The 26,154-nt window shown below is 34.4% G+C and carries 19 protein-coding genes; 4 read left to right on the top strand and 15 right to left on the bottom strand.

All coding sequences use genetic code 11. The annotated features are described in order from the left end of the window. Positions 1-15: 15 nt before the first annotated feature. Both rimM and L1276_RS08935 read right to left on the bottom strand, forming a co-directional pair. Positions 16-540, bottom strand: coding sequence for a ribosome maturation factor RimM (gene rimM / locus L1276_RS08930; protein ID WP_253786963.1), 525 nt, complete (start codon positions 538-540; stop codon positions 16-18). A 15-nt stretch (positions 541-555) separates the two neighbouring features. Then, positions 556-1,122 carry a 30S ribosomal protein S16 gene (locus tag L1276_RS08935; protein ID WP_253786965.1) on the bottom strand — a complete coding sequence of 189 codons (567 nt, stop codon included), beginning with the start codon at positions 1,120-1,122 and terminating at the stop codon, positions 556-558. 186 nt (positions 1,123-1,308) lie between these two features. Here L1276_RS08935 and L1276_RS08940 point away from each other — a divergent pair, with 186 nt between their 5' ends. Then, entirely contained in the window at positions 1,309-1,800 is a 492-nt protein-coding gene (locus tag L1276_RS08940; protein ID WP_253786967.1) for a DUF6252 family protein, read from the top strand. A 127-nt stretch (positions 1,801-1,927) separates the two neighbouring features. Then, on the top strand, positions 1,928-2,275 hold the full coding sequence (locus L1276_RS08945; protein WP_184158308.1) for an RNA-binding protein: 348 nt from the start codon (positions 1,928-1,930) through the stop codon (positions 2,273-2,275). Between the two features lie 88 nt (positions 2,276-2,363). On the opposite strand, the gene leuB is transcribed toward L1276_RS08945, so the two are convergent. The 9 genes from leuB to L1276_RS08990 all read right to left on the bottom strand — a co-directional run bounded on the left by leuB (position 2,364) and on the right by L1276_RS08990 (position 13,349). After that, positions 2,364-3,425, bottom strand: a complete 1,062-nt coding sequence (gene leuB / locus L1276_RS08950) for a 3-isopropylmalate dehydrogenase (protein WP_253786969.1) — start codon at positions 3,423-3,425, stop codon at positions 2,364-2,366. 68 nt (positions 3,426-3,493) lie between these two features. Next, positions 3,494-4,957 carry a DUF6770 family protein gene (locus L1276_RS08955; protein ID WP_253786971.1) on the bottom strand — a complete coding sequence of 488 codons (1,464 nt, stop codon included), beginning with the start codon at positions 4,955-4,957 and terminating at the stop codon, positions 3,494-3,496. Between the two features lie 44 nt (positions 4,958-5,001). Continuing rightward, the gene (locus L1276_RS08960; RefSeq protein ID WP_253786973.1) at positions 5,002-6,294 is read right to left on the bottom strand and encodes a M48 family metalloprotease; all 1,293 of its coding nucleotides are present in this window, start codon (positions 6,292-6,294) and stop codon (positions 5,002-5,004) included. 91 nt (positions 6,295-6,385) lie between these two features. Beyond that, entirely contained in the window at positions 6,386-7,909 is a 1,524-nt protein-coding gene (locus L1276_RS08965) for an alpha-isopropylmalate synthase regulatory domain-containing protein (protein ID WP_253786975.1), read from the bottom strand. 258 nt (positions 7,910-8,167) lie between these two features. Then, complete coding sequence (leuD, locus tag L1276_RS08970) at positions 8,168-8,764, bottom strand: 3-isopropylmalate dehydratase small subunit (RefSeq protein WP_253786976.1); 597 nt, start codon at positions 8,762-8,764, stop codon at positions 8,168-8,170. Positions 8,765-8,775: 11 nt separating this feature from the next. Next, positions 8,776-9,612 carry a hypothetical protein gene (locus L1276_RS08975; protein WP_253786978.1) on the bottom strand — a complete coding sequence of 279 codons (837 nt, stop codon included), beginning with the start codon at positions 9,610-9,612 and terminating at the stop codon, positions 8,776-8,778. A 24-nt stretch (positions 9,613-9,636) separates the two neighbouring features. Beyond that, a complete protein-coding gene (gene leuC / locus L1276_RS08980; protein WP_253786980.1) occupies positions 9,637-11,031 on the bottom strand; it encodes a 3-isopropylmalate dehydratase large subunit in 1,395 nt (464 codons plus the stop codon). A gap of 518 nt (positions 11,032-11,549) precedes the next feature. Next, the gene (locus L1276_RS08985; protein ID WP_253786982.1) at positions 11,550-12,470 is read right to left on the bottom strand and encodes an AraC family transcriptional regulator; all 921 of its coding nucleotides are present in this window, start codon (positions 12,468-12,470) and stop codon (positions 11,550-11,552) included. A 75-nt stretch (positions 12,471-12,545) separates the two neighbouring features. Beyond that, positions 12,546-13,349 (bottom strand): SDR family oxidoreductase, encoded by an 804-nt coding sequence (locus L1276_RS08990; protein ID WP_253786984.1) that lies wholly within the window; start codon positions 13,347-13,349, stop codon positions 12,546-12,548. A gap of 342 nt (positions 13,350-13,691) precedes the next feature. Here L1276_RS08990 and dnaE point away from each other — a divergent pair, with 342 nt between their 5' ends. Both dnaE and L1276_RS09000 read left to right on the top strand, forming a co-directional pair. Then, a complete protein-coding gene (gene dnaE / locus L1276_RS08995) occupies positions 13,692-18,230 on the top strand; it encodes a DNA polymerase III subunit alpha (protein ID WP_253786986.1) in 4,539 nt (1,512 codons plus the stop codon). 178 nt (positions 18,231-18,408) lie between these two features. Further along, on the top strand, positions 18,409-19,341 hold the full coding sequence (locus L1276_RS09000) for an outer membrane beta-barrel protein (RefSeq protein ID WP_253786987.1): 933 nt from the start codon (positions 18,409-18,411) through the stop codon (positions 19,339-19,341). 250 nt (positions 19,342-19,591) lie between these two features. Here L1276_RS09000 and L1276_RS09005 read toward each other — a convergent pair whose 3' ends face one another. The 4 genes from L1276_RS09005 to L1276_RS09020 all read right to left on the bottom strand — a co-directional run bounded on the left by L1276_RS09005 (position 19,592) and on the right by L1276_RS09020 (position 25,948). Beyond that, positions 19,592-20,587 carry a Gfo/Idh/MocA family protein gene (locus L1276_RS09005; protein ID WP_253786989.1) on the bottom strand — a complete coding sequence of 332 codons (996 nt, stop codon included), beginning with the start codon at positions 20,585-20,587 and terminating at the stop codon, positions 19,592-19,594. Positions 20,588-20,888: 301 nt separating this feature from the next. After that, on the bottom strand, positions 20,889-22,991 hold the full coding sequence (locus tag L1276_RS09010) for a prolyl oligopeptidase family protein (protein ID WP_253786991.1): 2,103 nt from the start codon (positions 22,989-22,991) through the stop codon (positions 20,889-20,891). A gap of 234 nt (positions 22,992-23,225) precedes the next feature. After that, positions 23,226-25,433 (bottom strand): TonB-dependent receptor, encoded by a 2,208-nt coding sequence (locus L1276_RS09015; RefSeq protein ID WP_253786993.1) that lies wholly within the window; start codon positions 25,431-25,433, stop codon positions 23,226-23,228. Between the two features lie 161 nt (positions 25,434-25,594). Then, positions 25,595-25,948 carry a hypothetical protein gene (locus L1276_RS09020; RefSeq protein WP_253786995.1) on the bottom strand — a complete coding sequence of 118 codons (354 nt, stop codon included), beginning with the start codon at positions 25,946-25,948 and terminating at the stop codon, positions 25,595-25,597. Positions 25,949-26,154: the final 206 nt, after the last annotated feature.

The following is a 26,154-nucleotide window of genomic DNA, read 5'->3' on the forward strand; positions in this document are numbered from 1 at the left end:
AACTGTGATTGAATACTAAAGATACATCTCAACCAGACCTTCAGGCAGGTTCATGATCACTTTTTTGTTTTCGCGGTCAATTTTAACCAGGAAATGATCAATCATTGGGATTAAGATTTCTACTTCTCCATTTAAAACTTCAAAAAGGGGTTGAGCAGAAGAATCGTTAATAGAAGTTATTTTTCCGAAAACACCTAAGCGCTGGTCTTCGATTTCAAAACCAATAACTTCATGAAAATAGAATTTGTTGCCAGAAAGTTTCGGCAGCATAGTTAAAGGAAGATAAATAGCATTTCCTAGTAAGGCATCAGCTTCTTCCTCATTATTTACATCTTCAAAACGAACTCTCAAAAAGTCGTTTTTATGTAAAGAGCTTGTTTCAATAAAAAAAGGAACCAAGTGTTTGTTGTGTTCAACAAACACTGATTCCAGATTTTCGTATAACTCAGGTTCGTCTGTGTCTAAATAGATCAGAACTTCCCCCTTGAAACTAAATTTTTTAGCGATTTTACCTAAATAAAAACATTCTTCTTTACGCATTCTCGCTAAGTAAAATTATGCTTCAGTTGTTTCGTTATTCTCTTCAGCAGCAGGAGCTTCTTCAGTTGTTTCAGCAACAACTTCTTCAGCAGTCTCTTCTGTAGCAGAAGCAGCAGCAATAGCGTCAGCTTCAGCCTGAGCGGCAGCAGCTAAACGTTTATCGTTAACTTCTTTTTCAGCTTTTAAAGCTTTAGCTTTAGCATCAGCTTGTGCTTTTGATAAACCGTCTTTTTTAGCATCAACTTTTCCTGCTTTAGACTCTAACCAAGCTGCTAATTTAGCATCTGCCTGCTCTTGAGTTAAAGCTCCTTTACGGATACCTCCATCAAGGTGGTGTTTCAATAAAGCACCTTTGTAAGAAAGAATAGCTCTTGCAGTATCAGTTGGTTGTGCACCATTGTGTAACCATTTAACTGCGCTGTCAAGGTTTAACTCAACAGTTGCTGGGTTTGTGTTTGGATTGTAAGTACCGATTTTCTCTAAGTATTTACCATCTCTTTTTGAGCGTGCATCTGCAGCTACAACCCAGTAAAAAGGTTTTCCTTTTTTACCGTGTCTTTGTAATCTAATTTTTACTGACATAATCTTATGATTAAATTTTGAGGTACTCGACCTCCGTTAATTAAGGGCGCAAAGATATAATTTTTTTGTCAATAATTCGTTTTAAGATATTAAATATATTATAGGAGATATTTTTTAGCATTTTTTTCACTTTTTATTCTTTAACAGATATCTCTTTATGCAATATTTTTGTGTCAAATTTCTGTTATGAAAAAAATCTTTTATTTTTTATCGCTTCTATTTGTTCTGATATCTTGTACAGAAGATGTGAAATTTAATAATCCGGCTTTTCAAACGTTGAAAAATAATGTTTTTTGGAGAGCGCAGACTTATAAAGCTTACTTAGGTGCAAACGGCACAATAATAATTGAAGGTTCTTTAGGGTATGAAAAAGTGACGCTGCAAACCGCTTCTTTTGAAAAACAAACTTTTGCTTTAGGTGTTAATGATCAATCTAGAGCGTTTTATGAAAATACACTTCCTGCTGAGGCTGTATCTTTTTCTACAGGTACTACTATTGGTAATGGACAAATTACTATTACAGATTATGATACTGATAACCACACGATTTCAGGCACATTTAAATTTACAGCGGTAAATGATGACGAAAGTAATATAGAAAGCCAAAAAATTAATTTTACCGAAGGAGTTTTTTATAAAGTTCCAATTGAAGTAAGTGATATTATTCAGCATAACTAAGTTTTTTGTAAACTCTTGATTTTATTGTATTGGTTTTCAAAATCAAAATAAAAACATAAATAAACTAATATATAGTAGATTACAGAAAAATAAGACTACATTTGTGTATTATTATAAAAAAGTATTTATGAATATTTTCGTTGGAAGCCTTCCATTCAGTATTGAGGAAGCAGATTTAAGAGAGTCTTTTGAGGCTTATGGAGCAGTTGACTCTGTTAAAATTATTACTGATAAATTTACTGGAAGAAGTAAAGGCTTTGGTTTTGTTGAAATGCCGAATGATAGTGAAGCTCAGAAAGCTATAGATGAATTGAACGGTGCTGTTGTATCAGGACGTACAATCGTTGTTAATAAGTCTGAGCCAAAACCAGAAGGCGAAAGAAGAAGTTTTAATAACAACCGCGGAGGAAATAATCGTGGTGGTTACGGAAACAACCGTGGAGGAGATGACCGCGGAAACAGAGGAGGATATTAATATTTTTTTTCTACAATATAAAAGGGATCAACTTTCGTTGATCCCTTTTTTTGTTTCATGTTCCAACAACCTGAAACAAAACAAAAAATTATAAATTAGCAACCAGCCAATCACCCACTTCGCTTGTTTTGTATGATTTTGATCCTTTTGGAGCTAAATCTTCCGTAACAACACCTTCTTCTAAAGATTTGTTTACAACAGCACGAATTGCATCAGCTTCAGCTTTTAATCCAAATGCATCTTCGAACATCATAGCAGCAGATAAAATAGTAGCTAATGGATTAGCAATATTTAATCCGGTTGCCTGCGGATAAGATCCGTGGATTGGTTCATATAATGAAGTGTGCTCTCCAACAGAAGCAGAAGGCATTAATCCCATTGAGCCTGAAATTACAGAAGCTTCGTCAGTTAAGATATCTCCAAATAAGTTTTCAGTGATTAATACATCATAAGAATTTGGCCATTGAACTAAACGCATAGCAACAGCATCAACAAATTCGTAAGAAACCGTAACTTCCGGATAATCTTTTTCCATTGCCTGAACTGTTTCTCTCCATAAACGTGAAGTTTCCAAAACGTTTGCTTTATCAACGCAGCATAATTTTTTAGAACGTGTCATTGCCAGTTCAAAACCTTTTTTAGCCAAACGCTGTACTTCTGCACGTGTGTAAACGCAATTGTCAAAAGCAGTGTCTCCGTTATCTTTTCTTCCTTTTTCACCAAAGTAAATTCCGCCTGTTAATTCTCTTAAGAAAACTAAATCAGTTCCTTCGATTCTTTCTCTTTTTAAAGGTGAGTTATCAATTAAAGAAGGGAAAGTAAAAGTAGGACGTACATTAGCAAACAATCCTAATTTTTTACGCATTAACAATAAACCTTGTTCTGGACGAACCGGTGCGCTTGGATCATTATCGTATTTTGGATGTCCAATTGCTCCAAATAAAACCGCGTCAGCTTTCATACAAACTTCGTGTGTTTCATCTGGATAAGGAACCCCAACTGCATCAATTGCGCAGGCTCCGGTTAAAGCAGGAGTCCAGGTTATTTCGTGATTGAATTTTTTTGCAATAGCATCAGATACTTTTACAGCTTCATTTATTACCTCAGGACCAATTCCGTCTCCCGCTAAAAGGGCTATATTAAATTTCATATTTAATGGTTTTTATTTATAGTTATTTGTAATTATAATATTTTTAAGTGTAATTATCAGCTGAGATTTTATTCTCGTTCATAATTTAATTTTTCCAATCGAATTTCCATAAATTTTCCTGCTTTTTCAGGTTTTTTGAAATATTCAGCAATTCCAACATAACCGCTTTTGGCAGGGAAAACACTAATTGCGCTATCATCATTTGTAATTGGCATTTTTTGAATAGCCTGTTTCTTTGATTTAAAGTAGTAATTTAAAATATTTAATTCCAAGTCTTTATCGTCATTTTTATCAAAGAAAAAATAAGCTCTTCCAGATTGGTTTGCCAAACGCTGCGAAAAATCATATTTAGAACCTTTCGTACGTTTTACTTCATATTCTACTGTTTTTACCGGATTAAAATCTTTATCCATTAAAAAAGTATACAATTGTGTATAAGCACGATATTGCTGTTTTTGCCAGTATGCTTCACCCAGTATAAAAGTAGTTCCGTCTGGATTTATGCTGGTTCTTTTAAAGCTTAAATAACCTTCGCCGCGAACTTTTCCGTGTTTATTGATTTTTAAATCCGGGAACTGATCGTATTTAACGTATTTATCCTGGATAACTTTGTTGTTTTTTATGTCGATAATGGTCTGGTAAATCCCCAGCGATTCATCTGTAACATATTCTTCTTTTGAGTTTTTTTCAAAAAATCGTCCTCCGGTATATATCTTATCGTTCATTAAATAAGTATATTCTCTCACTAATGTATATTCGCTAGATGTTGGTAAATAAAGTACTTCTTTTCCTGTTTTAGAATCCAGTACCTGAATATGACGTTGTTCTCTTTTTGTCTTTTTATAAAAAAAACCTTCCAGTACAACGTATTTATCATCATAATTTAGAGTTTGATAATTCATTTGGTATTTACTTAATTCCCTGCTGGCTTTATATTCCCAAATTTTTTCATTTTTGGCATTTAATGCATAAAAGAAATTAGCCTCATTTCCAATTTTAGTGTCAGGATTGGTTTCCTGAATTAAAAAACCGCCTTTATTTAATGAGAAGCATACATAGCCTTTAGTATCTATTTTATCGTATTTTTTATCAATTTCTTTTACTTCACTATTATAGATGCCGTTGTTGACTACTGTATTCTTCTTTAAATCGATAACCTGATACGTTTTAAAATAAGGAAAAGCATCCTGTCCTAATGCTTGTGAAAATTCATAAAAGTCAATACGAACAAGGCCATCAGAATACGTTATGTCGTTAAATTTTTTCTTGCGTCTTGAATTAGACGTTTTTTCTATAAATGTACCCGAACACATTGTATTGAAATTCTTGTCTAAAGCGATATATTTAATGGTAACATTATTCTTTTCGTCAATATTCATTATGCGCAATTCTACATAGCCAAATAATTCTGAATCATCAAAAATAGGCTGAAAGGTCAGGAATTCTCCAGATGCAGCATTTAATACAGTGTATGACTGACTAAAGCATAAAGTAGTAACGAGGAATAAAAATAAAAGATATGTTTTTTTCATAATTTGTGTAAACGGTATATTTATTTGATTGGATTTTGGGGATTTTAATTTTTATAATCAGAAGCTAATTGTTCCAGCTCAGATAAGGTTAAGTTTGACACAAAATTGAAATAATACTGCTGGCTTTTCGTTTGTTCATTCGGATTAATCAGCGGTATGTAAGAGTTGATTCTCATTTCTTTTTTAGCTTTTGCCAGCGCTGTTAGATTTGAGTTTATCATTTCTTTCAAGAACATATTTTTCTGATTTTTTTCTTTTAATTTGAGTGTTTCATAAAGGCTCTTCCCGTAATTTTCTGTGTAATAATTACTGTAAATTTGTTCATAATCTATTCTTTTCTTTAAGTCATCAAAAAAAGCTTTATCAGTATAATAGTTTGTTTTACTCTTAATGATAAGCTTTTTTATTTTTTCAATTCGCTGTTCGCAGTCAGGATGTGTTTTTAATGAATCGACGTCCCATTTAAACAAGTTGTCTTTTGAATAAGAATACTTAGAATAATCCTCCATTACAACCCAGTCTTTAATAAATTTTTGATTTTTGGTATTGAAGTTTTTAGGATAACTTACTCTTGGCAGACTATCTGTTTCAATATCGGTTTGAGATAAATGCTTAAGTAAATTAATACTTGAAGCCGTATTATAACGTGTGTTCTTGAAATAAGAAAACCCCAAGGAATCTGCTTGAAACTCTTGGTTTCGGGATTTGTTTTTTCTTGAATACATTTTATCCTTGGCAAAACTTTCTGATTTCGCCAATTTGTTGAATTTTGATTTTTTGATCTCTTTTTCCAATGCCTTGGCTTCCTTTGAGTTTTGGGCCGTAATCTCTTTTTTTATGCTTTCTTCCCGATGATTTAATGTATAATGCGCTATTTCATGACAAATAGTAAATCCTATTTCGGCCTCATCATTTAAATACTTTAATAATTCAAGATTAAATATAATTGTTCCATCTCCAATACTGTATGCATTTGCTTCTGGATCTCTGGAAAAATATACCGCCAGATTTTTGTCTTTTAGATCAGAATTACTGCTGATGATTTCGTTTAGGATTTTCTGTCCATAATTTTGAATGGATTCATCAAAATACAATTCTTTCTTATTTACGGTTCTGGAAAAATCTTCAAATTGACTTTTGTAAACAGCTTCGATATCTTTGCTGATTTTTCCGGAATAAGTTTTTTTTATTTCTTTTATTTTCTGATCATTCCTGATTTTAAATTCCTTTAAAAAGGCATTTCGTTTATCGAATGAAATAGTGTCAAAAGGTATATAGTTTTGACTAAAGCTGCTGCTAAAAAACAAAATAGAAATGATTATAAAAATAGATTTCATTTGGGGTAAAATAGGATATTTAGAGCGCAAAAGTAATTATAATCTTAATAATGTCTAAAGTTGTTTTATGCTGATAATTTGCAGGATCAGATTATGGAGTTATTACGTTCAGCATTTTTTGTGTTGCAATTATTGCAGCGACAGTCTGATCAGAATCTAAGCCGCGGGTTTTGAATTCTTTTCCGTTGTTTACCCATGTAATGATGGTTTCACACAAGGCATCAGAACTGCTTCCCGGTGGAATTCTAACTGCGTAATCAATCAATTTTGGAAGCGTAAGTTTTTTACTTTTATAAATCTTGGATAAAGCGTTCATAAAGGCATCAAACTGACCATCGCCCTGCGCATTTTCTTCTATAACTTCACCATCAATTTTTAATAACAAAGTTGTTGAGGGGCGCATTCCTTTTGAATGCATTAATACATACGACTCTATGGTAATTTTATCTTCATAAGTATGACTATCCAAAACATCTGAAATAATGTATGGAAGATCTTCCTTGGTAACGGTTTCTTTCTTATCGCCCAGTTCAATAATTCTTTGAGTAACCAATTTCAAATCTTCGTTATTTAGTTTTAAACCTAATTCCTGAAGATTTTTCTCGATATTGGCTTTTCCAGAAGTTTTTCCTAAAGCATATTTTCTTTTTCTTCCAAAACGTTCCGGAAGCAAATCGTTAAAATACAAGTTGTTTTTATTGTCTCCATCAGCATGGATTCCAGCTGTTTGTGTAAAAACATTATCGCCAACAATGGGTTTATTAGCAGGAATTCTATATCCGGTAAAAGTTTCAACCAATTTACTAACCGTATATAAAGAAGTTTCTTTAATGTCAATTTTTACTTCTGGCAGATAATCATTGATTACAGCAACAGTGCTTTCAAGCGGCGCATTTCCGGCGCGTTCTCCCATTCCGTTTACGGTTACATGAAGTCCGTTTATACCGCCTTTTATGGCTTCCATAACATTTGCAATACTTAAATCGTAATCATTATGTGCATGAAAATCAAAATGAATGTTTGGGTATTTTACTCGGATTTTCGAGATAAACTCAAAAGTCAGAGATGGAATTAAAACACCTAAAGTATCTGGAAGTAAAATTCTTTTAATTGGCTGAGTTGACAAGAAATCCAGAAATTGAAAAACATATTCAGGAGAATTTCGCATTCCGTTGCTCCAGTCTTCCAGATAAACATTGGTTTCAATATTGTTTTCTTTTGCTAAAGTTATAATTTGAGCAATTTCAGAAAAATGCTGTTCTGGTGTTTTTTTTAATTGATGTGTTAAATGATTCATTGAACCTTTGGTCAGCAAATTCTGCACTTTGGCTCCGGCTTTTTTCATCCAGTCAATCGAAACACCTCCATCAACAAACGAAAGCACTTCGATTCGGTCAATATAACCGCGTTCTTCAGCCCATGAAGTAATGCCTTTTACGGCTTGAAATTCTCCTTCGCTTACTCGCGCCGAAGCAATTTCGATTCTATCAATATTTAATTCCTCCAACAACAATTGCGCAATGGTTAGTTTTTCTGCAGCAGAAAATGAAACTCCCGAGGTTTGTTCACCATCACGAAGTGTCGTATCCATTATTTCAATTTTTCTTTTTTCCATATTGATAATCTATATTTCTAACTGTTTGGATACTACTGATATCCTATATTTTAATTTGAAAACTGATTTTACGGATTCGCTTTGCGAAGACGCAGACTATAACGAATTTTTACTTAACTAAAAGAGACTCATTTTTTTTACGAGTATCTGCGATAGTAAAGCTGTTTTATCCGTGTACTATGTTTTCTCATTTAATTTAGAAAGACCCGACTGGTTTTTGAAACCTGTCGGGTCTAATATCCTGAATGAGATTTCTATTTAGTAAGGAAGTTTATCGGCGAAAGCCTCAATATCTCCTTTAATATTTTGTAAATAATCAATGTCATCAAAGCCATTAATCATGTTGTTCTTTTTGTAGCCATTAATTGCAAACGATTCTGATTGACCCGTTGCTAACAAAGTAATGGTTTGATTTGGCAAATTGATTTCTAATTCTGTTTTAGGATCAGCTTCAATTGCTTTAAAGATGGTATCAGCAAATTCAGGGCTCACCTGAACTGGCAAAACACCAATATTCAAACAGTTTCCTTTGAAGATATCGGCAAAGAAACTAGAAACTACAGCTCTAAAACCGTAATCGTAAACTGCCCATGCAGCGTGCTCTCTTGAAGATCCAGAACCAAAGTTTTTTCCTCCAACCAAGATTTTTCCTGAGTAAGTTGAATTGTTTAAAACGAAATCAGCTTTTGGAGTATCGTCACCGTTATATCTCCAGTCTCTAAAAAGATTGTCTCCAAAACCTTCACGTTTTGTAGCTTTTAAAAAACGAGCCGGAATAATTTGATCTGTATCAACGTTTTCAATTGGCAATGGTACAGCACTGCTTGTTAGTATATTAAATTTATCGTAAGCCATTTTGTTCTTTTTTATTTTATTCTATTTTTTATCTCTTCTAATATGTAGATATTTAACTCTAATCCACTTTTGTCTTCTGGTAAACTGAAATCAGTTCTAATAATTTGTCTAATAATTTCACGTCCATTTAAGGCATCTACATTACTAAAAAAGAGATTGTCCCATTTTTGTAATTCATCGGACTCTTTTAATTCGATTCCGTTATCGTAAAAATTAAACGGCAGAAAACTTATTTCTTTTAATGAAACGCTGCTTTTCTTTTGTTCTAAGTTATATTTCAAATACATAACCGAATATTCAAGACATTGCTTTACTCGTTTTGATATTTGATTTAAATCTTCAGGTTCATCCGGAGCTTTTCTCCATAAATTAAACTGCTTTTGAGTATAATCGAATTTCGAATTACTTAATTCCTCATTCTCTTTTACAAAAACAAAATCCATAAGATTAACAATAGTTGGATGTTTGCTCACAAGATTAAATCGCAATTCTTTGTCGCTTACAGATTTAATTTTTAGAAATGGTTTTGTGATTCTGTTTTCAGTAAATGACACAATTGAATCATTTTCATTAAAAGACCAATTACCATCGGTATAAATTCCATTGTAAACGCCTAAAACACCTCTATAGCTTTTTTGCTTTTGGAAAAACAAATAATTCGTTTCGTAAAAACTGCTCCCCAGCAAATTGCTGAGATTTACATTAGAATTTTTGTACCGCAATTCAGAAACATCTAGTATTTTAGAATCTACACTTTCAAAATTCCATTTACCGGCAATTTTATCTTCTAAAGATTGATTGCAAGAATAAAAAGCTAAAATTGTAAATACGAATACTATTTTTTTCATGAATATTTCTGCCTGGTGATGCAATTAAAACAACTCTCTAGGATCTGTCAACTTTCCTGTAACTGCAGCTGCAGCGGCCATAATTGGACTTGCTAAAAGCGTTCTTGAACCAGGACCCTGACGACCTTCAAAGTTTCTGTTTGAAGTACTTACTGCATATTTTCCAGCAGGAACTTTATCATCGTTCATTGCTAAACAAGCTGAACAACCCGGCTGACGTAATACGAAACCAGCTTCAGTCAAAATATCTAAAATTCCTTCTTCTTTAATCTGCGCTTCAACAACGTGAGAACCCGGAACTAACCAAGCGGTAACATTATCTGCTTTTTTTCTTCCTTTTACAATTTCGGCGAAAGCCCTGAAATCTTCAATACGTCCGTTTGTACAGCTTCCTAAGAAAACATAATCAATTGGCTTTCCAATCATTACATCATCTTCATGGAATCCCATGTAAGCCAAAGATTTTTTATAAGTTTCGGCACCGCCTTCAACTTGGTTGGCATTCGGAATATGTTTTGTGATACCAATTCCCATTCCCGGGTTAGTACCGTAAGTAATCATTGGTTCAATGTCTGAAGCTTTGATGTTTAATTCAGAATCAAAAACAGCATCAGCATCCGTTTTTAAAGTTTTCCAGTATTCAACAGCTTTTGTCCAAGCTTCACCTTTTGGAGCGTATAATCTTCCTTCAAGGAAATCGAAAGTAGTTTGGTCAGGAGCGATCATTCCGCCACGAGCACCCATTTCGATACTTAAATTACAAACCGTCATACGACCTTCCATAGTCATGTTTTCAAAAACATCACCAGCATATTCAACAAAATAACCTGTTCCTCCAGAAGTAGTTAACTGAGCAATAATATAAAGTGCAACGTCTTTTGGACCAACACCTTTACTTAATTGACCGTTTACGTTAATACGCATTTTCTTTGGTTTAGGCTGCATGATACATTGTGTAGAAAGCACCATCTCAACCTCAGAAGTTCCGATACCAAAAGCAATAGCTCCAAAAGCACCGTGAGTAGACGTATGTGAATCTCCACATACAATAGTAGCACCTGGCAAAGTAATTCCGTTTTCAGGACCAACCACGTGTACAATACCATTTTTTTGGTGACCTAATCCCCAGTGTGAGATTCCGTATTCTGCAGCATTGTCTTCAAGAGCCTGAAGCTGATTTGCTGATAAAGGGTCCTGAACTGGTAAATGCTGGTTTATAGTTGGGGTATTGTGATCTGCAGTTGCAAAAGTACGTTGTGGGTATAAAACGTTAACGCCTCTTGATTTTAATCCTAAAAAAGCAACAGGACTCGTAACTTCATGAATGAAATGACGGTCAATAAAAAACACATCTGGTCCATCTTCAATTTTACGCACTACATGTGAATCCCATACTTTGTCAAATAATGTCTTACTCATTTTTTATTTTTTTTAATTGTAATTTCTATAACCACAGCAATTTCCTGTTCATTATAATAGCAAAACAAAAGTAAAAAAAGATACAAAAGCGTCAATTTCGATATTTCATTATATACGATACCCAAACTAAAATACAAATTGCTAAACTGCTTTTGCGACTTGAATTTTGGCAGAAAAATGATTTAGAAAATGACTTTGCTTTTCTTTTTCAACTTTAATTTTTATTGATTGTTTTTTGTTTTAATAGTTTGCAAATTTATTTCAAAATCACTATAAAATATAAGAATTTAATTGAAAAAATCTAACAAAATGAATAAAAATAGTAATAATTGTTAGTTTTGATTTCTTTACAAAAGGAGTGCTTTGTTGGTTTTTGGAGGCTTTTAAAGGAGTTTTTAAGATGTTATTTAGATTCAATAAACCCTCTAAATACTACGACATCCAAGAAGTGTATTTTTATGAAATTTGATGCTTTTTTAAGGCAAAAATGGCTTTTTTGAAGAGAATAATTTTGAAGATTAATTCAATGAGTTTTTAAACTTTAATGGAGTAAGATTGGTTTTCTTTTTAAACAGTTTGCTAAACGACTGAGGATATTCAAAACCTAATTGATACGCAATTTCTGCTACCGAAAGATTGGTAGTCATGAGAAAATCTTTTGATTTTTCAATTAATTTCGAATGAATATGCTGTTGAGCATTTAATCCAGTCAAATTGCGAAGCATGTCGCTGAGATAATGGCTCGAAACATTAATCTGTGAAGCCAGAAATTCAACTGTTGGCAATCCTTTTTTCAAGGTTTCTGCATTACTGATATAGTTGTCCAAAGTTTCTTCAACTTTTAATAATAAATCGTTACTGATTGTTTTTCTCGTAATGAATTGGCGTTTGTAAAAACGATTGCTGTAATTCAGCAGAACATCAATATAAGAAACAATCACATCCTGACTCATTTCGTCTATTGCTGTATTAAGTTCGTTGTCGATACTTTGTAATAATCCAATAATGATTGTTTTTTCACTGTCTGAAAGATGCAATGCTTCATTAGTGTCATAAGAAAAGAAACCGTATTTTTTGATATTTTTTCCCAAAGGATAATTTCGAATAAAATCGGGATGAAATAAAAGAGTGTAACCACCATATTCAGCGCCTTCTTCATTTTCTGTAAAGATCAATTGATTGGGAGAAGCAAAGAGGAGTCCGCCTTCGTTAAAATCATAATAACCCTGACCATAACCCATTTTTCCGTTGGTCGAAAACTTATAAGATACCTTATAGAAATCAAGCAAAAAAGCATGATTTGCTAAGTCTTCATTTATGACCAATTGCGTATTATCAACCAAACTCATCATCGGATGAAGTGGTTTTGGCAATCGAAGCAGATCGTGAAACTGCGATATAGAAGAGATTTTTTCCGGATTATTGTTTTTCTTTTCCATGATATAAAAGTAAGAAAATTAAAGGACTAATACCGTTCGGTTTTCGAAAACCTAAACGGTACTAGTCTGGATGAATTATGCACCTAAAAACTGTTTTCCAAATTCGGTACGAAAAGTCTCTGCACCTAATTCTAATCGTTGTTTGTAAAGGGCTTTTGCATCTTCTCCGGCAACATATCTTAATTGATTTTTTCCGTCGGTTGCTGCTTCATAAACAACATCGGCAATTTGCTCTGGAGTTGATGCCATTTCAAACATTGTTTGAACACCTGCAAACATACTGTTGGTCATCGCTTCGTACTCAGGTTGTGCTCCTGTATCAAGAGAACCGTGAAGAAATTCTGTTTTAATGCCACCCGGAGAAACCGTTTTAATATGTACACCAAACGGATTTAATTCGTAAGCCATACTTTCGCTCCAGCCTTCCAATCCCCATTTTGTTGCGTGATAAACAGACCCTAAAGGGAAAGCGATTAATCCGCCGATAGAAGTTGTAGAGATAAATAAACCGTTTTTTCTTTCTCTGAAATAAGGAATAAAAGCATTGGTAACTCGAATTACTCCTAATAAATTAGTATTTAACTGTTTTGTAATTTGATCGTCAGAAAGACTTTCTAAAGGTCCAATTAAACCATAACCAGCATTATTGAAAACGATGTCAATGTCGCTTAATGCAATAGCTTTTTGGACTGTAGTTTGTATCTGTTCATAATTGGTAACGTCTAAAGGTAAAAGCGTTACGTTTTTTAATTGAGAAAGTTCTGTTTCTTTTTCAGGAGTTCTCATTGTGGCAATTACATTCCATCCTTTTTCGTGAAATAATTTTGCTGTTGCTTTTCCTAAACCTGATGATGCGCCTGTGATAAAAATTGTTTTCATGATAATTATTTTTTAATTGTTATAATTTGATGAAGCAAAGTTCAGAATACAGTACAGCTTAAAAGTGTTCATTTTGGTCTAATGAGTATCCAAAATGAATAATCGAATTTTTTAAGATTAAATAATCTAAATTTTATCATTTTTATTAGTTTTTAACAGTTTGTAATAATGATTTTGATTAATGCTTTTTGTTGAATTCTTTATTTCTTGAAGCCAAAAAAAAGCGTAAATTTGACTTCCTTCCATTTTTCATTTCGCATTTAGGTATGTTTCATGTTGTCAATGTTTTGCAATGTGAGTGATTTGGGATTTGGAGCTTTAAAAATTGACTTTTACAACTCTATGTATTTAATATTCGATACCGAAACAACCGGATTACCAAAACGCTGGGATGCTCCAATTACCGATTCTGATAACTGGCCTCGCTGTATACAGATTGCGTGGCAGCTGCATGACGAAATGGGACAGCTTATTGAGCATCAGGATTACTTGGTAAAACCAGAAGGATTTAATATTCCTTATGATGCCGAGCGTATTCACGGAATCTCGACTGAATTGGCTGAAGCCGATGGAATCTCGCTGGCCGAAGTTCTGGAGAAATTCAATATCGCATTAAGCAAAACCAAATTTATCGTTGGACAGAATTTAGGTTTCGACGTTAATATTATGGGAGCCGAATTCCATCGAATGGGAGTGGAGTCTCAAATGAGTTCAATGCCCGTTTTGGATACTTGTACCGAAGTTACGGCTTCATTATTACAACTTCCTGGAGGACGTGGAGGAAAATTCAAACTTCCAACTTTGACGGAATTACACAGCTATCTTTTCGATAAACCTTTCGCGGAAGCACACAACGCAACTGCCGACGTTGAGGCAACTACGCGTTGTTTCCTTGAATTGGTTAGAAGAGAAGTTTTTACAAAAGAAGAATTAGACGTTCCGAAGGAATATTTCAAAGAATTTCAAGATAGAAACCCGCAGGAATTTCCATTAATTGGTTTAAAACACATCAATTTAAAAGCGGCTTCAGATAAAATCAGAGAACAGCTTAAAGCTTTACAGACTGATGATAACCAAACCGTAGTTTCAGAAGCGGATAAAGCCGATTTCAAAGCAGCAAAATTTGCGCATTTACACAATCACACGCAGTTTTCGGTGCTTCAATCGACTATCGGAATTGGAAATATTGTTGCGGCTGCAGCCAAAAACGGAATGCCGGCTGTTGCAATGACCGATACTGGAAACATGATGGGGGCTTTCCATTTTGTGAGCGCCGTTATGAACCACAACAAAGCAGCATCTGGAAAAAATAAAGCTTTGGTTGAAGCTGGAGAAGAACCAACAGAAACCGAAGTAAAACCAATTGTTGGCTGTGAATTTAATATCTGCGAAAATCACTTAGATAAAAGCAAAAAAGACAACGGTTATCAAGTTGTTTTAATGGCTAAAAACAAAGCAGGTTATCACAACTTGGCCAAAATGGCTTCTATTGCGTATACCGAAGGATTTTATTATGTGCCGAGAATTGACAAAAATATCGTCGAAAAATACAAAGGAGATATTATGGTTTTGTCTGGGAATTTATACGGAGAGATTCCGAGTAAAATCCTAAACATTGGAGAAAACCAAGCCGAAGATGCTTTAATTTGGTGGAAGGAACAATTTGGCGAAGATTTCTATCTGGAAGTGATGCGCCACAATCAGGAAGACGAAAATCGTGTGAACAAAACCCTGATTGAGTTTTCGAAAAAACACGAAGTCAAATTAATTGCGACTAACAATACCTATTATTTAAATAAAGAAGATGCTAATGCGCACGATATTTTACTTTGTGTAAAAGACGGTGAAAAGCAGGCAACGCCAATTGGACGTGGACGTGGTTACCGTTACGGACTTCCAAATCAGGAATATTATTTCAAGTCGGAAGCAGAGATGAAAAAACTCTTTTCTGATTTACCCGAAGCGATTATCAATATTCAGGAAATTATAGATAAAGTTGAAGGATATTCTCTTTACAGAGATGTATTGCTTCCGAAATTTGATATTCCGGAAGAATTTGTTGATCCTGAGGATGAAAAAGATAATGGTGTTCGTGGTGAAAATGCGTATTTGCGAGACCTTACAATGAGAGGGGCTGAAAGAAGATACGGCGTAATAACCGAATCAATTCAGGAACGTTTGGATTTTGAATTATTAACAATTTCAAATTCAGGATATCCGGGTTACTTTTTGATTGTACAGGATTTCATTGCCGAAGCTAGAAAAATGGACGTTTCTGTTGGTCCCGGGCGTGGATCTGCAGCGGGTTCTGCCGTTGCCTATTGCCTTGGAATTACCAATATTGACCCGATTAAATACGACTTGCTTTTTGAGCGTTTCCTAAATCCTGACCGTGTATCGATGCCCGATATTGATATTGACTTTGATGATGAGGGTCGTGGACGTGTAATGGATTATGTAATCAATAAATACGGTCAAAAACAGGTGGCTCAGATTATCACGTATGGTAAAATGGCAACCAAATCGGCAATTCGTGATACGGCGCGTGTACTGGATTTACCATTATTCGAAGCCGATAGAATTGCAAAACTGATTCCGGGAATGATGCCGTCAAAATGGAATTTGGCGCGTTTTATTTCAGAGAGCGAAGAAGAAGTCAAAAAAGCACTTCGTTCGGATGAATTTGACAATGTAAAAGAATTAATCGCGATTGCCAATGAAGATGATTTGGCAGGAGAAACCATTCAACAGGCAAAAATTCTGGAAGGATCGATGCGTAACACGGGAATTCACGCCTGTGGGGTAATCATTACACCGTCGGATATTACGAATTACGTTCCTGTAACAACAGCAAAAGATTCCGATTTATATGTAACACAATTTGATAACTCGGTTGCAGAAAGTGCCGGATTACTTAAAATGGACTTCTTGGGTCTAAAGACCCTTACACTGATAAAAGATACCGTAAAACTGGTAAAATATAGAGTTGGAATTGATCTTGATCCAGACACATTTCCTATTGATGATGAAGAAACGTATGCGCTTTTCCAAAGAGGTGAAACGGTTGGAATCTTTCAATACGAGTCGCCTGGGATGCAGAAATACATGAAAGACCTGAAGCCAACGGTTTTTGGAGATTTAATTGCCATGAATGCATTGTATCGTCCGGGACCTTTGGAATATATTCCGTCTTTCGTTCGAAGAAAAAACGGTGACGAAGAAATCAAATACGATTTAGATGCCTGCGCCGAATATTTGTCTGAAACCTATGGAATTACCGTTTACCAAGAGCAGGTAATGCTTTTGTCTCAGTCTTTGGCAGGATTTACAAAGGGTGAGGCCGACGTATTGCGTAAAGCGATGGGTAAAAAACAAAAAGACGTACTAGATAAAATGAAGCCAAAGTTTGTGGAACAAGCGGCACAAAAAGGTCACGATGCCAAGATTCTGGAGAAAATCTGGAAAGACTGGGAAGCCTTTGCGAGTTACGCCTTCAACAAATCTCACTCGACTTGTTATGCCTGGATTGCATACCAAACGGCTTATTTGAAAGCACATTATCCTGCCGAATATATGGCAGCGGTGCTTTCGAATAACATGAACGATATCAAACAGGTTTCTTTCTTCATGGAAGAATGTAAACGTATGGGATTGCAGGTTTTAGGGCCAGACGTAAACGAATCATATTATAAATTTACGGTAAACGATGATTATGCCGTTCGTTTCGGAATGGGAGCTATCAAAGGTGTAGGTTCCGGAGCTGTAGAAACTATTGTAGAAAATAGAAAAGACGGAAGATATAAATCGATTTTTGATTTGGCGAAGCGAATTGATTTGCGTGCAGCCAATAAAAAAGCAATTGAAAACTTAGCACTTGCGGGAGGTTTTGATTCATTCGAAGGAACAACCAGAGCACAATATTTTCATGACGATGGTGACGGAATTACTTTCTACGAAAAAGCAATGCGCTATGGATCGAAATTTCAGGAAAATGAAAATTCGTCACAGGTAAGTTTGTTTGGAGAAACCAGCGAAGTACAGATTGCAGAGCCAGTTGTGCCTCCGTGCGAAGACTGGAGCACAATGGAAAAACTGGCTAAAGAAAAAGAGGTTGTCGGAATTTATATTTCTGGTCATCCGCTTGATGATTTTAGGTTTGAGATGAAATACTTCTGTAATGCTCGATTGGAAGCATTGAAAAGTATGAATGAATACGTGGGTAAAAATCTAAACTTTGCCGGAATTATTAATAACGTTCAGCATCGAGTAGCCAAAAACGGAAAAGGCTGGGCGGTATTTAATCTGGAAGGATATGACGAAAGTTATGAATTCAAGATTTTTGGTGAAGAATACTTAAAATTCCGCCATTTTCTGATTCAGAACAATTTCGCCTACTTAAAAATAGTGATCAAAGACGGCTGGGTGAATCATGATACAGGTAAAAAATCCGATCCAAGAATGCAGTTTGTTGAGATTCGCCAGCTGCAGGATATTTTAGAAGCATTTGCCAAAAAACTGATTCTTTTACTGGATATAAAAGATTTACAAACCGAATTTATTCATAGGTTAAGCCATTTATTCAATGAAAATAAAGGCGATAATTCCGTGAGTTTTGAAATCATGGAAATCGAAAATGTAAAACGTTTAGTTGAGGTTGAAACCACAAGCGAATTTGAAGATAATGAAGATGCTGTTTTTGAAGATGAAGGCGATGATAATGAAGTAACGGCTGCAGAAGCTAAGATGCAAGAGGTAAAAGAGGTGGAAGAAGTAAAGGTTGTAACGAAGCTCACAATGCCAAGCAGAAGACTAAAAGTAAGAATTTCCGCCGAGTTGCTGCAGGAATTGGAAAAAATGCAGATAAATTTTAAGCTGAATTAAATTTTAACAGTTAAAATTTAGCAGAATGCATTTTTTTAATGTTAAAATTATGCATGCATAATAGTTTTTTAGTAATATTGTCCAAAATTACAACGATTTCGTTCCAAGTCTAACAAAGCAAATTATAAGAATATGTTAAAAAATTCTAAGTTTGTATAAAACAATTAAAATCAGAATTATGAAAAAGAGCCTATTTTTATTAGGATTATTAGTTTGCTCGATGACTGCAATGGCGCAAACAGAAAGTGCAGATAAGCCAGAAACTTGGTATTTTAAATTAGGGGGATCATATTTTCTTCAAACAGCAGCGACAGAATTTCCAATTGTAAATGGAGCATTACCTAATACAGATGTTTATGCAGCAGATGGTACAACTTTAATTTCAAGAGAAACAAATCATGGTTCATTTGGAGAAGGATTTCGTACAGGTATAACTGCAGGATATCGTTTTTCAACTCGTTTGGGTGTAGAAGTAGGATTTAACTATTTCAGTAGTGCTAGTAAAACTATGGTTGAAACTACTAACAGATTAGTTGCCGCTGGTCCTGTATTTGCTACTGGAAAAGCAGTAGGAAAAATCCAGGCTTTTGATGTTGCTCCAGCTCTTGTGTTGTTTTTAGGAGAATCTCACGGTTTTGAGCCTTACACGAAAGTAGGGGTTATTGTACCAGTTCATGGAGATTTGACAATTAAAACAAATAGAACTTATACAACCCCAGCAGGTAATGTAACTAGTTATGCTAAAGATGTAGTAAAACCTAATCCAACAGTTGGATTTTTGGCTGCATTAGGAACATCATATAAATTAGGAACACATATTGCTGTTTTTGGAGAATTAGAGTACCGTAACTTTACTGTTCACGGAAAAACAAAAGAAACTGAAGTATATACAGAAAACGGGGTAGATAAATTAAATACACCTACTAATTTCCGTCCTGATGCTTCATACTCTGCAAGTCATACGAAATATGTTGATCAAATTAATACAGCTTCAAACAGTAAAGTAACTAATGCTGCAGGATTTGATAATACAAGAGCTACAGATGATATTAGTTCTTATGTTGGAATTTCTGGTTTAGGTTTGACTTTAGGTTTAAGATACAGCCTATAATTTTATAGAAGTTTTTTAGTTTTTTTTAGAAAGAGGATATTCGTTAGAATATCCTCTTTTTTGTGGGTTTATCTTTTTCAAAATTTAAAATTCTGAAGATTTTAATTTTAATTGCCTCCAGCTAAAACTGGAGGTGTAATAGGATTGAGTATAAAAGGCTTTAGCTGAACAAACGTTTGTTCGGCTAAAGCCTTCAATATGTTTAATTTTTATCCTTCAGTTTTAGCTGGAGGCAATTGAAATGGTAATATTAAGATTTAGAAATTCTAAATTCATTTAACACTTCATCAATAACCCAAGTGGTTCTCGCTCCGGAAGTTCCGTTTGATGGAGAAGCATTTTCTTTACCCAAAAGTTGAGCCATTACAGTTTCTACAAAAGGCTGCTGAATATGAAGCGGATTTTCGATCGTAATACTTTCTTTTTCTCCATTTGCATATTCAATATGAACGGGATCATTTCCAAAAGTCGAAAACGAGATTTTACCTTTATCTCCTACGATTTCAGTATTATCATAACGTTCAAAACTGGCAAAATTCCATAAACCGGTTCCGTGAATTCCGTTTTCAAATAAAAAGGACATTGAAACCGAATCTTCTGCAGGATAAGCTTTAAGCTGTGATGTTGCATGTCCGCGAACTGATTTTATCGGACCTAAAACAAAATCCAGAAAGTCTAAAGTATGACAGGCCAAATCAACAAAAATACCTCCTCCTGAAATATGAGGAAGAACCGTCCAAGGAAGATTGATTTCGTCGTCGTAACGTTCTTCAAAAGGATGGTATAAAACACAGTTTACGTGTCTGATAGTTCCTAATTTACCTTTATCGATCATTTCTTTTATTTTTAAAAAACGAGGTAAAGCCCTTCTATAATAAGCAACAAACAGCGGAACATTGTTTTCTTTGCAAACGCTGATCATTTCATTACATTCTTCAAAGGTCAAAGCCATAGGTTTTTCGACATAAACCGGTTTTCCAGCCTTGGCACATAAAATTGTATATTCTTTGTGAGAAGATGGCGGTGTAGCAATATAAACCGCATCAACTTCAGGATCATTTATTAAATCAACGGCATTTGAATACCATTTCGGAACATTGTGGCGTTTGGCATAATCTTCTGCAAGTACAGCGTCTCTTCGCATAACAGCAACTAAAGCTGAATTTGGAGCTTTCTGAAAAGCCGGCCCGCTTTTAACTTCGGTTACATTACCGCAGCCTATAATTCCCCATTTTATAATTTTCATGGTTTGGTTTTTTTTAGTTATTCAAATTTAAAAAAAGGTTTGCCACGAATTACACTAATTTCCACGAATTTATTTTTTGAAGTTTTGTCACAGATTAAGAGCATTAAAATGATTTATTCGCTATGTTTTACTTTTTTTAATCTGTGAAAATCCTTTAATCTGTGGCAAAAAAATAATTAGGACACAGCTTTTAAAAATTTGAATTGGTGGAAATTCGTGCAATTCGTGGCAAAACAAAAAGCCACAAATTCACAAAAATAATTCGTGAATTCATGGCCGAAAAAAAACGTAGTTTAAAGTCTTACTTTTTAGGTAAAGCTTTAAAACCCATACTGTAAAGGGTGAAAGCCTGAATATCTACATTCTCCTGGATTGTAGCTGCAACAGATTTTCCTGCACCGTGACCTGCTTTTACATCAATACGAATTAAAACCGGATTTTCTCCCGCTTGTTTGTCTTGAAGTTCAGCAGCAAATTTAAAACTGTGAGCCGGAACAACACGATCGTCATGATCTCCGGTTGTTACCATTGTTGCCGGATATTTAGTACCTTTTTTAACGTTTTGAACAGGAGAATATCCTTTTAAATATTCAAACATTTCTTTGCTGTCCTGAGCAGTTCCGTAATCGTATGCCCAACCCGCACCAGCTGTAAAAGTATGGTAACGAAGCATATCCATAACACCAACAGCAGGCAAAGCTACTTTCATTAAATCAGGACGCTGTGTCATTGTTGCCCCAACTAATAAACCTCCGTTAGATCCTCCGCGAATAGCTAAATAATCAGATGAGGTATATTTTTGAGCAATTAAATATTCTGCAGCAGCGATAAAATCATCAAATACATTTTGTTTTTGAAGTTTTGTTCCTGCATCGTGCCATTTTTTACCATATTCGCCGCCGCCTCTTAAATTGGCAACAGCATAAACTCCTCCGTTTTCCATCCATACGGCATTTGCAATACTGAAACTTGGTGTCAAATTAATGTTGAATCCGCCATAGCCATACAGGATTGTTGGGTTTTTACTGTCTAATTTTGTTCCTTTTTTATAAGTAATAATCATAGGAACTTTTGTGCCGTCTTTTGAAGTATAGAAAACTTGTTTAGACTCGTAATCTTCACTTTTAAAATCAACTTTTGGTTTTTGATAGATTTCTGATTTCCCAGATTTTGGTTCAAAAGAAAAAATAGATCCCGGAGTTGTATAATTTGTAAAGCTGTAGTAAAGAATTTTTTCTTCTTTTTTAGCACCAAATCCACTGGCAGTTCCAACAGCAGGAAGTTTAATTTCGCGAACCAGTTTACCGCTGTAATCATATTGTAAAACTAACGAAACGGCATCTTTGGTATAATTAGCAAAGAAATATCCTCCTCCTGTAGATGGAGATAAAACATTCTCTGTTTCTTTAATAAAATCCTTCCAGTTTTCTGGTTTTGGATTGCTGAAATCTACTGTAACTACACGGCCGTTAGGAGCGTTGTAGTCTGTGTGTATAAATAATCTTGTTCCTTCGTTTTCAATAATTGAATTGTCAGTATTAAAATTATCTACAATCGTAACAATCGGGCTGTCTGGCGTTTTTAAATCTTTAATATAAAGTTCATTTCCATAAGTCGAATTGGCAGCAGTAATTACTAAATAATGATTGTCTTCGGTAACATAACCGCCAACATACCTTCTTTTTTGATCAGCTCCAAAAATGACTTTATCTTCTTTTTGAGAAGTTCCCAGCTTATGAAAATACAATTTATGCTGATCTGTTTTAGCAGATAATTCGCTTCCTTTTGGTTTGTCATAACTTGAATAATAGAAACCTTCATTTCCAAGCCATGAAATACCGCTAAACTTTACATCAACTAAAGTATCTTCTAAAACTTTTTTAGATAAAGCATCAATAATAATTACTTTTCTCCAGTCGCTTCCGCCTTCAGAAATTGCATAAGCTGCTTTGTTTCCGTCTTTAGAAAAATTTAAACCTCCAAGAGAAGTTGTTCCGTCTTTAGAGAAAGTATTCGGGTCAAGAAAAACTTCTTCTTTACCGCTTTGATCTTTTCTATAAACAACAGATTGATTCTGAAGTCCGTTATTTTTAGAATAATACGTAAATTTTCCTTCTTTAAATGGAGCGCCTATTTTTTCATAGTTCCAAAGTTTTTCCATTCGTTTTTTTAGTTCTTCACGAAACGGAATTTTATCTAAATAACCATACGTTACTTCATTTTCAGCTTTCACCCAAGCACCTGTTTCTGCCGATTTATCATCTTCAAGCCAGCGGTAAGGATCGCTTACTTTTGTGTCAAAATAGATATCGACAGTTTCGCCTTTTTTGGTTTCGGGATATTTTATTTGTGCAAACGAAATTCCTGCGGTTGTAAGTGCCATTAATAAAAATGTTTTTTTCATAGTTAGTTTTTATCTGTTGTAACAAAAATAGCGCTTTTTGTTAGATATATTTAAACGCAAAGAGCGCAAAGTTTTTTCGCAAAGTTCGCAATATTTTAATCTCGCAAAGACGCTAAGCCGCAAAAGAATTTTAAACTTTGCGTCTCTGCGACTTTGCGAGATTTTTTAAGCGTTGGCTAATAATAAAACTTTGCGAACTTTGCGAAAAACTCCTTGCGTGCCTTGCGGTTAAATTTATAAATTAAAATTAACCCCCAAAACGATATTTCTTCCAATGTTTGGAATACCGTCTGTTTTTAATCTCGAAAGGTGTGCAATGTATTTTTTGTCAAATAAATTGTTTCCGTTCAGGTTGATGTCAAAAGCAGTTTTTCCTAGTTTTACCGTTCCTCCAAAACCTAAATTAACCAAAGTATAACCTTTAGAAGCAGTTTCGAAACCACTCACATTATCCTGGTTGAAAGTCGAAGAAACATTCAAAGAAGCAAAACCTTCACTTAACCAATTTTTGATATTGAATTCAGTTCTTAATGTATTATTCCAGTTATTTGCCGGAATTAAAGGTAAATAATCATCATTGTCTTTTTTACCAGTAACCGTTTCAAAACTAGTTTCAAAATGTAACCAGTCTAAAGGATGTGGGTGAAAGTGTATACCAGCTTCACCTCCGTACAATTGTGCATTATCCTGAACATATGCAAAAACATCATTATCGTCACGCGTTTCCCCGGTTGGCGAAGTGTAGATATAATTGTTTACGTGATTGTAAAATCCGTTTACGAAAAACTCAAAATGCGAGTTTTTATATTCTAAATTCAAATCAGTCTGAACGTTTTGTTCTGTTTTTAAATCAGCATTTCCAATTTCATAACGATTTGTTCCTTCGTGAACACCGTTTGAAGTTAATTCAGCTAAGTTTGGCGCTCTAAATCCAGTTGCAACATTTAAACGAAGCGTTAACGGATCAGCCAGTTTTGTTTTATAGCCTAAAGAAGCATTAAAGCTGTCAAACGATTTGTCAAGCGGTAAAAAATAACCTTCTTCACCTTCAGTTCCGTGCGCATCAGAAGTTACGTTTCTGTTATCAAAACGTAATCCTGCCTGAAGAACATTATTATTCCATTCGTAATTTGCAGTTCCAAAAACACCAAAATCATTCGTAGTCGCATCTGGAATTAAATATTCTTCACCTGAATTCTTATTCGTTTGATGCATTCCCTGAACGCCTACAATAGTTTCGATTTTTCCGAATTTAGGAAAATGATATTTTGCATTATAATTTAAAGTATTTAATTTCATGTGAAGTGAAGCATTGTTACTATCTTCAAATTCACTTCTGTCATTTGAGATATAACCTAAATCAACATCCAGTTTTGAGTTCTCAAAAAAGATCACATTGTTTAAACTCAATAAATGGTTGAAAATTCCCTGTCTTGGAAACTGCGTGTCTTTGCTTGAAGATTGTTCTGCAATTCCATCTTCAGGAATTCCAATATCCAGCTTGTTGTAATTGTATCTTAAAACACTTGAAAAGCTTGAATTACTGTAACCAATTCCAGTTTTAAAATCCGTTTCATTATAACGAGAATTTGTTACGCGGTCGCCATCGGCAATTTTATAATCAGAATGCGTGTTGTAACTTCCACGCGCCAGAAATTTCCAGTTATCAGTAGAAGTTTTTAATCCGATAGAAGAATTGCTTCCTTGTGTATTCGTGAAGTATTTTTGACTGAAATTGGCTTTAAAAGTTCCGGCATCAGCAAATTTTTCAGGATTAAAATATAAAACTCCTCCCAAGGCATCAGAACCATATAATAATGACGCAGGGCCTTTAATAACTTCTACACTTTCAATTCCGGCATCGTTTAAACCTAAACCATGCTCGTCTCCAAACTGCTGATTTTCGATACGAACACCTTGTGAATAAACCAAAACACGGTTACCGCTTAACCCTCGGATTACAGGTTTTCCGATAGAAGTTCCTGTAGAAATCTGCGAAACTCCGGGAATAGTGGCCAAGCCTTCAATTAAAGTTGAAGTTCCTTTTTGTTGTAAAGTTTTAATACTTTCATGTTCAATTTTCATTACGTTTTGCGATTGCAATTTGTTGAAAGGCGTAGAAACCACAACTTCATCCATTTCTAAAATCGATTCAAGAAGTGTAACATCTAAAGTGTTTTGTTTTAATAATTTAGGAATAGTATTATTTTGAGTAGCGTACCCAACATACGAAAAAGACAGACGTAAACTTCCGCTTGGAAGATTGTTTATTTCGTATTTTCCGTTTGCATCAGTTGTTGTTCCTTTATGTAATTCTGGCGCATAAACAGAAACGCCCGGTAATGGCTGATTTTGATTATCAGTTACGATTCCTGACACCGAGTTTTGAGCAGAAAGCATACCCGAAAACCCTAAAATAAGGGCAATTATGAATTTTTTCATTTGAAAAATGTGCTATAGTTAAATTGATTTTTTCTTTTTAAATGAAAACCAAAAACAACAGCAAAGGATTCTGATCCTGACTCATACAATTAGGATTAGGAAACTCAATGTTATTTTGAATTTAAATTGAAAAAGAAATTTGATTTTTTTTTAATGGTGGCTTAAGAAACTATAGCAGCCGGAGGGCCTCGTAATAAATAAGAAGGTCTTGAAATTGAAAAAATCTTTTCTGACAGTGGTAAGAAATAAGGAATTTCACTGTCGAAAGAATGAAACTGGAAAGAAAAACTTTCAGGAACAATAAAACTTTCAAAAGCAAAATTACAAACAAAACAAAGATCGTAATTGTGATGCTGATGCGTTATTTCACCATTTGGATCGTTGTAATCGTGATGGCATTGTTTTTCTGAAAGCTGTTTTAGAATATGCTCATAACTGTGTATGGACTGAAACAATATCGAAAACAATATTGTAACAGCAAAAGAGAAACTTAATATGAGCTCTTTTTTCTTCATGCAGGACAAAGGTATAAAAGATCAAACAAATACAAATTCATTTTTTGATTTCTGCTGCATATTCTTTGAAAAAAGTTCAGCAAAAACAATTATTAATAATCAAAAAAAGAATAATTACTTTCTAATCACATCCTGAACTATCATTATATTATATTTGTAGGTGAAATAAATCGATTCTATACAACGTTTATTTTGTAAACCCTCTT

The organism is Flavobacterium sp. HSC-32F16 (assembly GCF_024171645.1).
In the GTDB taxonomy this organism is placed as follows: domain Bacteria; phylum Bacteroidota; class Bacteroidia; order Flavobacteriales; family Flavobacteriaceae; genus Flavobacterium.